Origin of the sequence: Exiguobacterium artemiae (genome assembly GCF_033342815.1) — a bacterium.
GTDB classification, from domain to species: Bacteria; Bacillota; Bacilli; order Exiguobacteriales; family Exiguobacteriaceae; genus Exiguobacterium_A; species Exiguobacterium_A artemiae_A.
Window position 1 is genome coordinate 1 of the sequence record NZ_JAWPEN010000029.1, and the last position, 12,917, is coordinate 12,917.

The window sequence follows — 12,917 nt, forward strand, 5'->3', positions numbered from 1 at the left end:
TTTCCACTCCTAGTTCATCTCCCTACATCTGTTCTAAATACAGTGTAGCGAAGAAGTATTTGATTCGAGAAGTGTTGGATTCAAATCGTCGCGGATTGTTGTCTTCATCTTAGCAGTCACAACAGGGGAAGAATAGTTTATTTTATGTAAGAACAGCAGGGGGAATCGTGACAGCTAAAGACGTCAGACCTTTTTTATACGGAAAGTCTATAATGTGTCAAAAGTGTGAAGCAAGTTGCTGAATCGTGTGATTTCAAACGAAATGACTGCTTAGACTGTTCGAACGGACAGGTTTCTTTTAAAATGAAGTCAATGGAAGAACCGAGGAGGCAAACAGATGAAAAAGTGGTTAGTACTTGGAATAGCAGCTGTCGCTTTCTTTAGTTATGAAAATACTCCGATGGAACAGGCGGAAGCAGATTATCCGAAAAGCGGCGGAACGCTGATTGATCGATATACAAGTGAATATCCGGGTTACACCTGGGAAGTCAGACGGACGGCAACGGAAGAGTTCGTAGCACTGACGAAAGACGGCAAGGATTATGGAAAGTACCGTTCGAAAAACGGTGTAACGACACAAGGTGCTGTATTAAACAAAGATACGGAAGCCAGTCTTGCGAAAAAAGGCTGGAAAGCCGTCAAGTCGTATCGGAAAGGCAATACGAACTATTTGCTGAATCTCGATCATGCCGCCGTCTATGAAAAGAATGACCGGTACGTGACGTATTTCTTTGATCAGCACGACGGCAATAAGGTCAAAGCGACACTTGCAATCCCAAAAGAAGTCGAAGCGAAGAAAAGCGGATTTTACGGCAAGGCGTCCGCTGCCTTGCGAACGACGGATGAGAAGCTGATGCTGCGTCTTATGAACTGGGACCGGGCCGATTATAAGCTCGGAGCGCTGACACCGTACAGTCCCTTAAAACCGGTCACGCGGGCACACAGCGAAAACATGGCGAAGAATAACTTTTTCTCCCATACCGATCCGGAAGGACGTGATCCGTTTGACCGGATGAAAGAAAACGGGATCCGCTTCTCGGCAGCCGGAGAAAATCTGTCGATGGGCTACCCGAATGTCTTTTCAGCGCACTGGGGCTTGATGAACTCGAAAGGACACCGTGATAACATCATGAACAAGGACTTCAAACAGGCGGATACCGGTGTCGCGTTCCGTGACAATGCACCGTACTTTACGATTAATTTCCGAACACCTTGAACTACCTCAACCTTCACTTAGAGGTGGAGGATTCCTGAGTTATCCGACCTAACGGTCGAAAATGGATCAGGCTAACCCCGTCGTCCCGACGGTTGAAGAAGCTAAGATACGTTCAGCTTCTCGTTTGAGATTCAGTCCTGCGTTCACATCCCGGTCGTGGTGGATCCCGCAATTCGGACATGTCCATTCACGCAAGCCTAGATGTTTCACGTCCTTGTATTGATGATTGCAACTCGAGCAGAGTTGACTCGAAGCAAAGGTCTTGCCGACCTTTACGACAATCTTCCCGTACCAGTCTGCCTTGTATTTTAACATGCGGAAGAACTCCGCCCAGCTGACGTCCGAGATGGCTTTACTCCACTTACGATTCTTCTGCATGTTCTTCACCTGCAAGGTCTCGATCCCGATGACGTCGTGGTTTTGGACGATCTCGATCGATACCTTGTGCAGGAAGTCAGTGCGCTTGTTGGCGATCTTTTCGTGGATGCGGGCGACTTTCCGTTTTTGCTTTTGATAGTTCTTCGCCTCGGAAAGCTTCACTTTCTTGGCCAGGGCGATGCGTTGACGACGGGAGAGCTTACGCTGTTCGCGCGCCAGTTTCTTCTCAAGCGTTCGAAAGTAACGGTCGTTCTTGTATACCGTGCCATCCGAAAGGATGGCGAAGTTCTTGAGTCCTACGTCGACGCCGACGGATGAACCGGTCTTCGGCAGTTCGTTAATCTCCTGCTCGACGAGCAGGGAGACGAAGTATTTCCCTGAAGCGTTTCGTCGGATGGTTGCGTTTAAGATACGGCCTGTGACCTGTTTCGAATAGGCGAAACGAACCCATTTCAGCTTCGGAAGTTTTAACTTGTTCCCGATGATAGAGGCTTCGGGAAGTTGAGATTTCCCTTGGATATTGGTCTTATACGACTGGACGGGGTTCCGCTTCGACTTGAATCGAGGGCGTTCGTTTTGTTTCTTGAAGAAGCGGTCAAACGCATCGGCAAGATGCTTGACGCTCGTTTGAACAGAAGTGCTATCGACTTCCTTCAACCAGTCGAACTCCTGCTTCAACAAAGGAAGTTCTTTGGAACAAGAACCGGAGGACAGTCCTTTTCCGGTGGTCTTGTACGTTTCCTCCCACTTCGCCAGGAAGTGGTTGAAGACGAAGCGCGAACATCCTATCGTCTTCGCAATCAGGATTTTCTGCTCTTTTGTCGGGTAGATTCTGAACTTGTAGGCCTTGTGTTTCAACACCATTTTTCACCTCCTTTGAAGGGAATATACCCGAAAGGCAGGCTGGTGATTCCTCTCCCACTTTCACTTCGGTTAGAAATGGGAGTATTCTCGCCTAATTTTGATAAAACATGCAATACTACGCATGACCTCAATTTTGCGAAAGCAGAATTGAGGTTTTTTTTGATGGGGGAGAATGCTGTTTTCTGTCCACTCGCTTTTCTCGAGGGGGAAGACGTGACGCCCGAAACAGCTGTGCAATCGAAAAACCTCCTGAAGCGTCTCCACCCTGGAAACAAGGCGGAGCGATCAGGAGGTTCGTCTAGCATATTAATGAAGAGAGCGGACAATTTTGATTATTTTGCCCAGTCCGGTTTACTGAATCCTTTGAATGATTTTTCAATGACGTTATTAAAATCATCCGATTTGACGACAGCCGTCAAATCTTTCGCCAGTTGTTTATCTGCATTCGATGTTTTGATGGCGACCAGATTCCGGTACTGCTCGTCCATTTTTTCGAGGGCCAGTGCATCCAGCAAATCAAATTTTGCGGCTAACGCAAAGTTTCCCGGAACGGCAGAGATATCGACACTTTCGATGGCACGCGGCAGTTGGGCGGCTTCGAGCGGTTTGATGACCAGTTTCTTCGGATTCTTGACGATATCTTTTTCAGAGACCGTCAGTGGATCCGTGTCGGCTTTCAATTCAATCCAACCTTGGTCAGCGAGCAGATTCAGTGCCCGGGCCTGATTCGTCGGATCGTTTGGTGTCGCGACTTCTGCTCCCGTCTTGACGTCATCCAGCGATTTGTAGGATTTGCTGTACAATCCCATCGGCGCCGTCGGGACAGTGATCAGTCCTTTGAGGTCGAGGTTCTTTTCCTTGGCAAACGTCTTCAGGTAGATGGAGTGTTGGAACAGGTTGGCATCAATATCACCACTGCCGAGCGCGATGTTCGGTTGAATATAATCGCCGAACTCGACGATTTCGACGTCGTAGCCTTTCTTTTCAAGCCCGGGTTGAATTGCTTCTTTGACCATGTCACTGTAGGGACCGCTCGTTGCACCGATCTTGATCGATTTGTTGTCTTCTTCAGCGCTGCTGTCACCGCAACCGGCAAGAATTCCGGCACCAAGTAATCCTGTTGCTAAAAAGGCATAACGTTTTTTCATCTTCATTCTCTCCCTTACAGTTCTCTATTTGTAGTTAACGTTTATCAGCACGGCGGGCCAAAACATTGCCGAGCCCTTGAATACTTTGAACAATGATGACGAGGACGACGATCGTCACGATCATGACGACATTGTCGTACCGGTAATAACCGAAGCGGATGGCCAGGTCACCGACACCACCACCGCCGACGATACCGGCCATGGCGGAAAATCCGATCAGGCTGATTGTCGTCAAGGTGACGGCTTGGATGATGCCGGGAAGAGCTTCCGGCAAAAGGGCACTCAGGATAATCCGGAACGGTGTGGCCCCGCAGGCTTCCGCAGCTTCAATCAATCCCGGTGGAATCTCGCGGAGCGATGTCTCGACGAGCCGGGCGAGAAACGGAATGGCGGCGACACTCAGACTGACGGAAGCCGCTGTCGGTCCAATCGTGTTATCGAGTAACAATTGCGTCAGCGGAATCAACGCGACGAGCAGGATGATGAATGGTAACGAACGGACGATATTAACGAAAAAGTCCAAGATGCTGCGAACGACGACGTTCTGGAAAAACAATCCCCGGTCCGTGATGAACAACAGAATCCCGAGTGGAATGCCGACGATAAGAGCGAAGCCCAGTGAAATTCCGACCATCAAGGCGGTCTCGCCTAACGCTTTCGCAAGCTCCGGTAACATGGTTTCAATGCGTTCAAGCCACATCCTGGATCACCTCAAGTGTGTGAAGTTGTTCTTCGAGCCATGTCAGGGCCTTATTCACGTGAAGCGTCGGACCGGTCAAACTGACGATCAGCACTCCGAAAGCGACGTTCTGAATATAATCGACCTTACCGTGGAGGATGCTGACGGAGATATCAAATTGTTTGATTGCTTCCGATAACGTACTTTCACCGGTCTTCTCACCCGTGAATTGCAGGCGGATGATTTTACCCGGTGTCGTCCGTAAGATCCGTTCCGGTAACTCGATCTGGAGTGCCGTATCGACATAATGTTTCGTGACATCATGTGCCGGCTGACTGAACAGGTCGTATGTACTGGCGACTTCGACGACTTCACCTTGTGCCATGACGGCAACGCGGTGACAGATCTGTTTGACGACTTCAATCTCGTGGGTGATGAGAATGATCGTCAGGCCAAGCCGTTCATTCAAGTCTTTCAGCAGTTCGAGAATTTGTAGCGTCGTGACCGGGTCAAGAGCGGACGTCGCTTCGTCACATAACAGGACACTCGGGTTATTCGCAAGGGCGCGGGCAATCCCGACCCGTTGCTTTTGACCGCCGCTGAGCTGACTCGGGAAATTCGCCTCAAAGCCCTCGAGCCCGACCAGCGAGACGAGCTCTTTGATCCGTTGCGGAAAGTCAGTTCGTTTGACGCCGGCAGCCTTTAAGGCGAAGGCGATATTATCAGCGACATTCCGGGATTGAATTAATTGAAAGTGTTGGAAAATCATCCCGATGCTCAATCGCAGTTCGCGTAAGCTGCCTTTTGAGAGATCCGACAGATTGATGCCTGATACTTTCACCGTTCCTTGTGTCGGTGTCTCCAGTCCATTGATCAGACGGAGCAAAGTGCTTTTTCCGGCACCGGATTCACCGATGATGCCAAAGATTTCACCTTGCTGAATCGTTAAATTGACGTCGCGTAATGCGAAGATTGGTGTCCGGTCACGAACGAACCGTTTGGTGATCCCTTTAAATTCAATCATCTGTCGTTTCCTCCCCATACAAAAAAATCGCTTTTTTCCAGTTAAGAGCAACCAGAAAAAAGCGACGAAGTGTAAGATTTCGTAACTTATCTCTCAGAATGAAACATTCTGTAGGATGTGGCACCGTTCCTTAAAGGTGGTTGCCGGACGTCGTTGGGCCTAATCCCTCGGTCGCTCTCGATAAGTAGATATGCTGTTGGGACTTACTGTAACGGAAATCATTCCCATTTGTCAAACATTTTTTCAGAATTATTCCGCAACGGTCTGGCGGAACAGATTCAATTGACCAATCCGTTCGGCCGCTTCGACCAATCGTTCGGCGTCGGCAATCAAGCTGATCCGGACATAACCTTCCCCGTATTCACCGAAGAAATGTCCCGGTGTGACGGCGACATGCGCTTCATCGAGCAGGTGATCGGTAAAGCTTTGGGACGTGTAGCCGGACGGGACCGGCAACCAGACGAAGAACGAACCGCCCGGAATTGGTCCGTCCCAACCGATTTCCTGTAACTTGCCGAACAAGGCATCACGCCGGGCTTCATACAGAGCGCTCAGTTCGCGGACACACGACTGATCGCTTGAAAGAGCGACGGTCGCAGCGTGCTGAATCGGTGTGAAGGCACTGACGTATAAGTGTTCCTGGTACGTTTCGATACTTGCGATGACGGATGGATTCCCGATGGCGAAGGCGATTCGGAAACCGGACATGTTAAAGCGTTTCGATAATGAAAACAGTTCGATTCCAACGTCTTTTGCTCCTTCCGTCTGGAGGAAACTGCGTGTCGGACCGTCGAAGCTGATTCCGCCATAGGCGAGATCATGGACGACGCAGATGTCGTTCGCGTCAGCAAAGGAAACTGTCTGTTCGAAAGCTTCCGCTGTCGCCGTCGCGCCGGTCGGGTTGCTCGGGTAGTTGAGGAACAACATCCGGGCCCGTTCGACATCCGTCGTATCGAGTAACGTATAGTCGGGTAAAAAGGCGTTTTCCGCAAGAAGCGGCAAGGTGATCGGGTAAGCTCCGGCAAGGGCCGCACCGGATAAGTAATCCGGATATCCGGGATCAGGGACGATGACACCTTCGCCGGGATTGACGATCGTTTGCGGTAAGGCAACGATGCCGGCTTTACTGCCGAGCAGAATAGCGACTTCAGTGGCCGGATCGATTGTTACACCAAACTCCGACTGATAAAAATCTGCGACGGCCTGTTTGAGGAAATCGTGTCCGCGAAACGGGGGATACTGGAGATTCGCCGCGTCATTAATCGCCTCTTTTAAGGCATCTAGAATATGTACAGGTGTCGTCTGATCCGGTGTTCCCTGACCAAGCGTGATGACGTCATGACCGGCAGCCTTGACGGCACCGATCCGCTGGGCGAGCTCGGCGAAGACCGGAGCGGGTAACCGATCAATCGCAATCGATGGGGCGAAATGTTTCATCTGTCTTCCTCCTTGTTGGGTATTGTCGTCAAGGATAACGAATTTTCAGAAAAAAGAAAAGGGTTTTTTAATAATTACTGATAATTGGTAAAAAGGACCGGTGGCTTTCGTGTTTTTGATACACTGAACTAGAATACGATTGAATCACAAAGGAGATGATGGGATGAATCGGGCCTGGTGGAAAGAAGCCGTTGTCTATCAAGTGTATTGGCGCAGTTTTAAAGATTCGGACGGAGACGGGATGGGCGATTTACGCGGAGTGATTGAAAAACTCGATTACATCGCTTCCCTGGGTGTCGATGTCATCTGGTTAAATCCCTGTTATACATCACCGGATATCGATAACGGATACGACATTTCGGATTATTATTCGATTATGCCTAAAGCGGGAACGATGTCTGATTTGGAAGAACTGATTGCGTCTGCCCATGAACGGGGACTGAAACTGATCCTTGATTTGGTCGTCAATCATACGAGTGATCAACATACGTGGTTTAAAGAATCCCGTAGCAGTCGGACGAACGAGAAAGCCGATTGGTACATTTGGCGGGACGGGGTCAAAGGAACGCCGCCGAACAATTGGCGGTCATATTTTGCGCCGAGCCCTTGGACATGGGATGAGACGCGCCAGCAGTATTACTTCCATTCCTTTGCATCGGAGCAACCGGACTTGAACTGGGAACATCCAGCAGTCCGGCAGGCCGTGTATACGATGATGCGGTGGTGGGCCGATAAAGGAATCGACGGCTTCCGGATGGATGTCATCAATCTGATCAAGAAACGGACGACGTATGACGATGTCGCAGATCCTCTAAATTTATCCTACTTAGGGAACCAGCCGGGCATTCATGAATTGTTGCAGGAGATGTACCAAGAAGTACTGGCGGGAACCGATCTCTTTACCGTCGGTGAGATTCCGTTCGTCGGCCCGGAAGACGGGTTACTGTATGTCGGGGAGGAACGGAACGAACTGCGGACGCTGTTTCACTTCGAAGTCGCGGACGATATGGAGACGATGGATTTGCCGCGCTTCAAACAAATCCAGAAGCGTTGGTACGAAGCGCTTTATCCGGGTGGAGTCGCGTCCCAGTTCTTGAATAACCATGACCACACCCGTCAGGTGACCCGGTTCGGAAGCGAACGGTATCGCGTCGAAAGTGCCAAGTTACTGGGCTTGATGCTACACACGTTACCAGGCATTCCGTACATTTATCAGGGTGAAGAAATCGGCATGACCGGCATTCGTTTTTCTGACCCCGAGTCTTATCAGGACGTCGCGTTTCAGAATCAATACGCCGAACGGATTGCCGCCGGGGAATCACCCGGAACCGTCCTGTCATCGATGCAGTTGCGGGCACGTGATAATTCACGGACACCGATGCAGTGGAATACCGGCAAAGCAGCCGGATTTACCGCAGCGACACCCTGGATGACAGTCAATCCGAACTACCGTGACATCAACGTCGAAGCGGCGGACCAGGATCCGCATTCCGTGCTGGCTTTTTACCGGCAACTGATTGATTTACGGAAGACTCATCCGGTCATGGTTTATGGAGTTTATCGTGATTTGGCGATTCAAGATCCGTACCTGTATGTCTATGAACGGGTCCTGGACGGAGTGGTTTGGCGGATCGTCTTGAACGTCCATGATGAACCGGTGACGACGACGTTCGGTTTACCGGAAGAACAGTTGATTCTGACGAATTATGAGACGGCGGACATCAATCGATTGGCACCGTACGAAGCCCGGTTGTACCAATACGAGATGCCTTAACTGGCGGTGACGTTCAACAGAAAAAATCCGGACATCTTCTACTCTTCATTTCTAAATGAGGAGCAGGAAAAGTCCGGATTTTTTTGATTCGATTGATTTTTTACGTATAACCGTTGCGCTTTTTCGAGGATAAGAGCTGTTCAAACCGGTCGACTGCCTGGCGCATATCGAAGCTCGGTGCGACGACGAGCGGTCCGTGACCGACTGCCAGGACGTCCGGTGTCAGTTCCGTCAACTGATGCGCCGATTGGAGTGCCACTTCTTTATCCCACGTCGCAAGTGACGGGAAGGGGAACTGCCAACGTGTGTCCCCCGACACCGCCAGACCACCCTGAGTTTGGAAGGCGTCACCGGCAATCAACGTCCGGCTGCCTTCATGCCAAAGGGAGATGGAACCCGGTGTGTGTCCCGGAGAAGCAATAACACTTAAACTGCCGACCTGTTGACCGCTTTCGAGCAGCCGATCCGGACGGGTTTTGATGTTTTTCGGAATGCCGCCTTTCAGCGGTGTCGTCTCGCCTTCACGCAACGACTCATCCCCGCTGAGGAGAGCGGCGTCCCGGTAACTGATCGAGACTTCGGCAAGCGGAAAAGCGCTCGCTAAAAAATCAAGCGATCCGACATGATCGGCATGAGCATGTGTCAGGATGATGGACTGTAACGGTTTATCAAACGACTTGATGGCAGAATAGATGGCTTTGGCATTTAGTGAAATCCCCGTATCAATCAGGGTGAGACTGTCGGCTTCTTCAAATAAGTAACAGTTGACCGGAAAGAAGGATGGAGTTGTTTGCAGTTGATGAAGTCGTTCAATCGTCGAAATATGCATCCGGTTACACTCCCTCGTCATAATATACACTTCTGTTTTAGTATCGCCTGTTTTAGTACAGACGTCCACAAAAAAAACTCCCTCTCGTGAGGGAGTAAATGTGTCAATACGTTACTTCGAAAACGGCTCCTGCATGTTCGGAATCATCACCGTCTGCTGCTGTCGTGACGAGTAGACGGTCTTCATACAGAATCGGACAGGTCGGGTTCGAAACCGGGAAATCGATATGGGCGAGCTTTTCGCCGGTTTCAAGATTCCAGCGCGTCAGGCACGATCCGGCGTAATGGGCGATGAAAACATGCCCTTCCGTATCTTTGGTCATGCCGTCCGGGAAACCGTCTTCGTTCTCTAAATCGATCGCCACCCGACGGTTCGTCAACGGTTGATCCGCTGCATAATCAAAGGCATAGACTTTTTTCGTCGGCGTATCAATGTGATACAGCGTCTTGCCATCCTCGGACCAGACGAGTCCGTTCGAGTTCGTCAAATTTTCAAGGAGGACATCGACGGAACCGTCATGACGCAGACGATAAAGCGAAGCCGTCTCGCCGTCCTCTTCATTGATGCTTCCGGCGACATACTGACCCGATGGATCGAGTTTCCCGTCGTTCATCCGGTCGGATTCAGGAAGCGTCAACTGGGTTTCCAGTGAGAGGTGTCCTTCTTTTAAATCAAACGTTCCAAAACCATGTGCCGACGTGACGCGCAGGAAGTCCGGCGCGTCCGTCAAAGCGATTGATGTGATGGGACTGGGTAACTGATAAGGTTTTAAAGCCTCTGTCGTTAAATCATATGAAAATAGAAGCTTGCCCGGAATATCGACGAAATAAAATCGTTTTGTCTTAGCGTCGTACACCGGTGATTCCCCGGTCTTACATGCAACATCAATAAAAAGTGAAACTGTCATCTGATTTCCCCCTACACATACTGTGATCTCTGTTTTTGATTATCCGTGAATGAACTCGAGGTGCAATTGGAACTTGACGTCACTACCAACTAACACACCACCAGCTTCCAGTGCGACGTTCCAGGTGAGATTGTAGTCTTCCCGTTTGATCTTCCCGTCGACTTCAAAACCGGAACGGGTATTACCCCAAGGATCAACACCACTGCCTTCATACTCGACCTTAAACGTTTCTGTCCGCGTAACATCCTTAATCGTCAAATCACCGGTCACTTCATATTCGTCACCGGAGTGTTTTTTAAATGAAGTCACACGGTAAGTAATGTTCGGGTACTGCTCAACATCAAAGAAATCGGCTGATTTCAAATGTGTATCGCGATCCGAACTGCGCGTGTCGATCGTCGCGACCGGAATCGTTACGACAGCAGAGGCATTTTCCAAATCGTGTGCTTCCCCGCTGACATCAAAGGTAAAGTCACGAAACTCTCCTTTAACCTTTGAAATCATCATGTGTTTGACTGAGAATGTAATGGAGCTGTGGTCCTGATCGAGTTGATACGTAGCCATGTTCGTTTCCTCCTCATGTTCAAGTCACTTTTAGTCACGCCTTTTATTGTTCCTTTTTATCTCGATTCCAAAACATACAGCGGGAAACAAAAATAAGTCTTGCACCGCATCCAAGCAGTGCAAGACTATCAACGATTCCAAGGAATCGATTAGCGGCTTTTCACCAATAAATTAACGGCTTCTTTGACCAATTCCTCGGTCTGTCCTTCGCCGGATTGTTCGGCTTCTTTGACACACTCGATCAGATTGGAGCTCACGACGACACCAATTGTCCGGTCGATGGCGGAGCGGGCAGCCGACAGCTGGGTGATGACATCGCGGCAATCTTGTCCTTCTTCCATCATCCGCAAGATACCGCGAAGTTGTCCTTCGATCCGGCTGACCCGGTTCTTCATTTTACGATCGTAATCCATTCATTTTCCTCCGTTCTAAGATGCAATCCGTCTGTTCGATATCTTTATGCTATGCCCATCATGGTATTGCTGTCAATCTAACCGCTTTTTCAGCTATATTTTTTAGTGGAATAGGGAATATGGATGTGGTGGACAAAAAATGAAATAAAGTGAAAAAACTAAAACGATTTTGCGTCAGCTTGCGTATACTATATGATAAGGCTGACTGATCACCAAGGAGGAGAAGGATGCATACTCAATCCGATGAATCGCTTTATCATCAGATGCGCAGTGGAGATGAACAAGCTCTCGAAGTACTGTATGACAAGTATGAAAGGCTGCTGTTCTCATTCGCTCATCGCTTTACGAACAATGATCGTTTATCAGAAGAAGTCATCCAGGAAGTCTGGATGAAGATTTGGAACGGACGGGTCGATTTTAATACCGATAAAGGAAAGTTCTCCTCTTGGATATTAACGATTACCCGCAACGCAGCGCTCGACTGTCTGAGACGCGAGAAACGCCAACCGACGATTGAAGTCGAGGAGCGGGACGGCGGATATGATGAACCGGTCGAACGGACTGTCATTCAGCGGGAAACGGCGACGGAAGTCCGGGATGCCGTCAATGAATTGAAACCCGATCAACAAGAGTTAATTGAACTCGTTTATTTTAAAGGACTGACGCAACAACAAATTTCAGATCAGCTTAATTTACCGCTCGGAACGGTGAAAACAAGAATAAGGAGTGCTATCCAGGCACTCCGGAAACTACTAGACGGGAGGGAACGTTGATGGAAGAACGTTGTCATGATTTAATCGATTACTTCAACGGAACATTATCAGCTGCCGATCGCGACGCGTTCGAGGCACACTTGGCGACTTGTGATGACTGCAAACAGGCGCTCCAAGAGATGCAAGACTTGATGCTGCCCATCGCGGAATCACTTCCGGAACGACCGATACCAACAGGCATGAAGTCAAGAATTCTCGGTGAAGTTCTTGGATCGACGAAACAAGGACCGGAACCGGTACAAGAACCAGTTGAAAAATCGGCTGTCCAGAAAACGGCGCACGTGTCTGAACTCGAGGCGGCACGCTCGAAGAAAGAGAAAAAACGTGTGCCGCTCGGCTGGCTCATGAGTATCGCAGCTGCCTTGATTCTCTCACTTGGTGCCAACGCCTATTTCTTGTCGCAAGACGAGTCTTCTCCTGCGGAAGAGTTTGCGATGGACGAAGTCAAAGGAATGGGCAACTTTGAAAGTACAGCCTCGATCAAGGGATCGAGCATGATTTTTACGAAAGATGACCAAGAATTCATGCTTGTTCAATTGAAAGATTTACCGCCGCTCAAGAAGGGCGAGTTGTATCAGCTCTGGACGATTCAAGGTGATACGCCCCGCGCGAACGGAGTTATCGAACAGGACGGAGAAGCGGCAGCCGTCTTCCCGATCAAAGGAGACGGAACGATTGATGCAGTCGCCATAACGGTTGAACCTGAACCGGATTTAGAAAAACCGACCGGTGAAGTCGTGGCTTCCGTCACGTTATAAAAATCATTGAGTGAGATAGGACAGTAAGGGATTAGACTGACCTAGCGATATGAGACACATATAAAACACCTTGATTAGGCTGCCAGTACACCATATTTTATCGGTGTCAGGTAGCCTAATTTTTCTTGGATTCGTTCTTCGTTATAGTAATTT

The 12,917-nt window shown here is 49.4% G+C and carries 14 protein-coding genes and 1 riboswitch; of the genes, 4 read left to right on the forward strand and 10 right to left on the reverse strand.

The window, feature by feature from the left end; translation table 11 throughout:
- Positions 1–337 precede the first annotated feature (337 nt).
- Positions 338–1,216, forward strand: coding sequence for a CAP domain-containing protein (locus tag R7V76_RS16380; RefSeq protein WP_318094319.1), 879 nt, complete (start codon positions 338–340; stop codon positions 1,214–1,216).
- A gap of 66 nt (positions 1,217–1,282) precedes the next feature.
- Here R7V76_RS16380 and tnpB read toward each other — a convergent pair whose 3' ends face one another.
- The 5 genes from tnpB to R7V76_RS16405 all read right to left on the reverse strand — a co-directional run bounded on the left by tnpB (position 1,283) and on the right by R7V76_RS16405 (position 6,746).
- A complete protein-coding gene (gene tnpB / locus R7V76_RS16385; protein WP_318094320.1) occupies positions 1,283–2,455 on the reverse strand; it encodes an IS200/IS605 family element RNA-guided endonuclease TnpB in 1,173 nt (390 codons plus the stop codon).
- 335 nt (positions 2,456–2,790) lie between these two features.
- Positions 2,791–3,606: a MetQ/NlpA family ABC transporter substrate-binding protein gene (locus R7V76_RS16390; protein ID WP_318094321.1), complete on the reverse strand. Its 816-nt coding sequence runs from the start codon at positions 3,604–3,606 to the stop codon at positions 2,791–2,793.
- A gap of 34 nt (positions 3,607–3,640) precedes the next feature.
- A complete protein-coding gene (locus tag R7V76_RS16395; RefSeq protein ID WP_318094322.1) occupies positions 3,641–4,306 on the reverse strand; it encodes a methionine ABC transporter permease in 666 nt (221 codons plus the stop codon).
- The gene (locus tag R7V76_RS16400) at positions 4,296–5,309 is read right to left on the reverse strand and encodes a methionine ABC transporter ATP-binding protein (RefSeq protein WP_318094323.1); all 1,014 of its coding nucleotides are present in this window, start codon (positions 5,307–5,309) and stop codon (positions 4,296–4,298) included. Before R7V76_RS16400 ends, R7V76_RS16395 begins: the two co-directional genes overlap by 11 nt.
- A gap of 83 nt (positions 5,310–5,392) precedes the next feature.
- Positions 5,393–5,496: riboswitch (SAM riboswitch) on the reverse strand.
- Between the two features lie 62 nt (positions 5,497–5,558).
- Positions 5,559–6,746 (reverse strand): aminotransferase class I/II-fold pyridoxal phosphate-dependent enzyme, encoded by a 1,188-nt coding sequence (locus R7V76_RS16405; RefSeq protein ID WP_318094324.1) that lies wholly within the window; start codon positions 6,744–6,746, stop codon positions 5,559–5,561.
- 163 nt (positions 6,747–6,909) lie between these two features.
- Between R7V76_RS16405 and R7V76_RS16410 the strand changes: the two genes are divergently transcribed.
- Positions 6,910–8,520 (forward strand): alpha-glucosidase, encoded by a 1,611-nt coding sequence (locus tag R7V76_RS16410; protein WP_318094325.1) that lies wholly within the window; start codon positions 6,910–6,912, stop codon positions 8,518–8,520.
- Positions 8,521–8,620: 100 nt separating this feature from the next.
- Here the strand turns inward: R7V76_RS16410 and R7V76_RS16415 are convergent, their stop codons facing one another.
- The 4 genes from R7V76_RS16415 to R7V76_RS16430 all read right to left on the reverse strand — a co-directional run bounded on the left by R7V76_RS16415 (position 8,621) and on the right by R7V76_RS16430 (position 11,233).
- Positions 8,621–9,349 (reverse strand): MBL fold metallo-hydrolase, encoded by a 729-nt coding sequence (locus R7V76_RS16415; protein WP_131502293.1) that lies wholly within the window; start codon positions 9,347–9,349, stop codon positions 8,621–8,623.
- A gap of 103 nt (positions 9,350–9,452) precedes the next feature.
- Positions 9,453–10,256 (reverse strand): SMP-30/gluconolactonase/LRE family protein, encoded by an 804-nt coding sequence (locus R7V76_RS16420; protein WP_318094326.1) that lies wholly within the window; start codon positions 10,254–10,256, stop codon positions 9,453–9,455.
- A gap of 39 nt (positions 10,257–10,295) precedes the next feature.
- On the reverse strand, positions 10,296–10,820 hold the full coding sequence (locus R7V76_RS16425) for a YceI family protein (protein ID WP_318094327.1): 525 nt from the start codon (positions 10,818–10,820) through the stop codon (positions 10,296–10,298).
- A 149-nt stretch (positions 10,821–10,969) separates the two neighbouring features.
- Entirely contained in the window at positions 10,970–11,233 is a 264-nt protein-coding gene (locus R7V76_RS16430) for a metal-sensitive transcriptional regulator (RefSeq protein ID WP_012371399.1), read from the reverse strand.
- 227 nt (positions 11,234–11,460) lie between these two features.
- On the opposite strand from R7V76_RS16430, the gene R7V76_RS16435 reads away from it, so the two are divergent.
- Positions 11,461–12,006 carry an RNA polymerase sigma factor gene (locus R7V76_RS16435; protein WP_318094328.1) on the forward strand — a complete coding sequence of 182 codons (546 nt, stop codon included), beginning with the start codon at positions 11,461–11,463 and terminating at the stop codon, positions 12,004–12,006.
- On the forward strand, positions 12,006–12,764 hold the full coding sequence (locus R7V76_RS16440; RefSeq protein WP_318094329.1) for an anti-sigma factor: 759 nt from the start codon (positions 12,006–12,008) through the stop codon (positions 12,762–12,764). Before R7V76_RS16435 ends, R7V76_RS16440 begins: the two co-directional genes overlap by 1 nt.
- 74 nt (positions 12,765–12,838) lie before the next feature.
- Here R7V76_RS16440 and R7V76_RS16715 read toward each other — a convergent pair.
- Positions 12,839–12,917 (reverse strand): IS3 family transposase (locus R7V76_RS16715; RefSeq protein ID WP_369076250.1); only part of this gene is annotated, 79 nt, incomplete at its 5' end.

Coding starts and splice junctions, on each gene's coding strand:
- R7V76_RS16380 (WP_318094319.1), top strand. CDS start 338: ATGAAAAAGTGGTTAGTACTTGGAATAGCAGCTGTCGCTTTCTTTAGT.
- R7V76_RS16390 (WP_318094321.1), bottom strand. CDS start 3,606: ATGAAAAAACGTTATGCCTTTTTAGCAACAGGATTACTTGGTGCCGGA.
- R7V76_RS16395 (WP_318094322.1), bottom strand. CDS start 4,306: ATGTGGCTTGAACGCATTGAAACCATGTTACCGGAGCTTGCGAAAGCG.
- R7V76_RS16400 (WP_318094323.1), bottom strand. CDS start 5,309: ATGATTGAATTTAAAGGGATCACCAAACGGTTCGTTCGTGACCGGACA.
- R7V76_RS16405 (WP_318094324.1), bottom strand. CDS start 6,746: ATGAAACATTTCGCCCCATCGATTGCGATTGATCGGTTACCCGCTCCG.
- R7V76_RS16410 (WP_318094325.1), top strand. CDS start 6,910: ATGAATCGGGCCTGGTGGAAAGAAGCCGTTGTCTATCAAGTGTATTGG.
- R7V76_RS16415 (WP_131502293.1), bottom strand. CDS start 9,349: ATGCATATTTCGACGATTGAACGACTTCATCAACTGCAAACAACTCCA.
- R7V76_RS16420 (WP_318094326.1), bottom strand. CDS start 10,256: ATGACAGTTTCACTTTTTATTGATGTTGCATGTAAGACCGGGGAATCA.
- R7V76_RS16425 (WP_318094327.1), bottom strand. CDS start 10,820: ATGGCTACGTATCAACTCGATCAGGACCACAGCTCCATTACATTCTCA.
- R7V76_RS16430 (WP_012371399.1), bottom strand. CDS start 11,233: ATGGATTACGATCGTAAAATGAAGAACCGGGTCAGCCGGATCGAAGGA.
- R7V76_RS16435 (WP_318094328.1), top strand. CDS start 11,461: ATGCATACTCAATCCGATGAATCGCTTTATCATCAGATGCGCAGTGGA.
- R7V76_RS16440 (WP_318094329.1), top strand. CDS start 12,006: ATGGAAGAACGTTGTCATGATTTAATCGATTACTTCAACGGAACATTA.